The sequence below is a fragment of the Pseudomonas protegens genome (assembly GCF_003732485.1).
GTDB classification, from domain to species: Bacteria; Pseudomonadota; Gammaproteobacteria; order Pseudomonadales; family Pseudomonadaceae; genus Aquipseudomonas; species Aquipseudomonas protegens_B.
In genome coordinates this window covers 25,337-27,198 of record NZ_MOAK01000089.1, presented here as the reverse complement: position 1 = coordinate 27,198, position 1,862 = coordinate 25,337, and the positions used below count along the sequence as shown (strand labels likewise).

General features: G+C 54.2%; 2 protein-coding genes. Both read right to left on the bottom strand.

The window, feature by feature from the left end; genetic code table 11:
- Positions 1-1,409: type VI lipase adapter Tla3 domain-containing protein (locus BLX41_RS31890; protein ID WP_311197612.1), on the bottom strand; the 1,409-nt coding region annotated here is incomplete at its 3' end.
- The coding region (locus BLX41_RS31885; RefSeq protein WP_123728079.1) for an effector protein Tle3 domain-containing protein at positions 1,409-1,862 on the bottom strand (454 nt) is incomplete at its 5' end. The genes BLX41_RS31885 and BLX41_RS31890, both read right to left, overlap by 1 nt.

The window sequence follows — 1,862 nt, the reverse complement described above, 5'->3', positions numbered from 1 at the left end:
CCAACGGGCTTTTGCCCAGGTGTCGGCGAGGTGATGGTGATGAGGGTCGCTTGATCCTTACGGCGCAGAGGCATGACCACACTGGTGTCGGCATTCTGGTAACTGGCCATGGTGGCCAGCGCGATACCCACGAACGGCGAGGCAGCACCGGTATCGCCCAAACGCTGGGTCAGGTCGTAGCCTTCGCGTGAGTCGAGCAGATCCAGAGAGCTGTGGGCAGCAGTCAGAGCAGGAAGCAACTCGGCCAGTGGCGTGCTGTTCAGGCCGCCGTCGTAGAACACCCGGGCCGGTGCTGGTGTAACTGTGTCAGTGGCTTTTTTCCAGCCAGCAGCCAGTTGAGCGGTCAAGGCTTCGCGCTTGAGACGCTCGCCGTTGTCCGGGCGCTGCAGGGAAACCGTGACCGGGCGATGAATCCTGGCCAGCACCGGCAAGGCGTCCCATTGTTCAAAGGCGCGCTCGGTCCAGGGTTGCGGGATGAACGCCGAAGGTTGGAACTCCACCGCCGGTTTACGCCAGCCCCAACCGGTGAACTCGGGATCGATCTTGTTCTGGTTGACCTTGGTGAAGGGGGCGTAATAGCGCAGCCATTCGACACGTTCGGGGCGGCCGACGACAAGAGCGACCATTGAATCGGTGAGTTCACCTGGCTTACGCGGCCCTGGTCCACCAATCAATGGGGCTTTTTTGGCAGAAAGCGCATAGGACATGCTGAAGCCTTCATTGGTGTAGACCAATACAGCAGGAAGGTCAGGGTTACGCTCGAACAGTTGGAACAGGTTTTCCAGCAAGGTTTCAGGAGTGTCATTACAGATGATGCCGTCCTGCAGGTTACGAATGCGATGCCAATGAAGTCCTGCAGGAGTTCGCATGTCATTAACCATGACAGATAAGCTGCCCCGGGTTCTTTCAGGTGTAAAACGAAGGTTCGGAGTTTTAGGACTCCAACCTGAAACCACAGTAATAGTGGGAATCGGCCACTTCTCTAAAAAATCCCTTAATCCTAGCTCCAGTGCATCCGTTTCCCGTTTTTCATATGCCATATCCTTATCATCGGCGGTTATTGGATATTTCTTCGGATCCATAGGTAGGATGCTCCCTACATGTAGTGTTTCCTCTTGTTTTAAGTTTTTTTCCTGCAACTCGTTCCAAATCTGCCCCTGCCTGAACACATCCAGACTTATGCCAATGCTGAGCACATCCAAGGTTTCCAAACGAGGCGACGTAGTGGGGGCACGGTAACGAGGTTCAACGGTCATGATTGAGTCCTTCCTGGACGAGGTATAAGTAGTCACATACGTGGCCGCACTGGCAAAACAACGAGTCGATGTCAGTGAAGTTTCGGCTGCCTGAACCAAGTGGCAAGTCAGCAACACAGCAGTGAAAAACCAAAATTTAAGCTTTCGACACATCAGGCGCTTCCCCCAAAACGAACGGAGTTTCCCGCTCTTTGCTCCTTTAGAGACTGTGCTGCTACCAAGGAAGGCATGTTATCTCCGACAACCGTCGGCAATGCACCACTCTTACGGTACGTTACTGTGGAGTTAATCAACTCGCGGCTACTAGCGTCTTCTTGAAGAAAGAATTCCGATACCGCTTCATCTGGAAGGTCCTGTTCTGTCTCAAACTGAGAGTTAGCACTAGCTCGTGTTCTCTCCCAATCCAACCGCCAATCCGCCACTCGACACAAATACGCATAAAACGTCACATCATCCACGCTCTCCCCCGCCCCTATCGCCACGTCATACGCCAGCACTCGCCGGCTATGTTCAGGGTTGTTTGGAATGGCCGAGTGAAAAGACAGCGCTTCCTCGTGCTCCTTGTTCTTGCCTCCACTTTGCAGGCGCATGCGTGCCTCGTAGGGG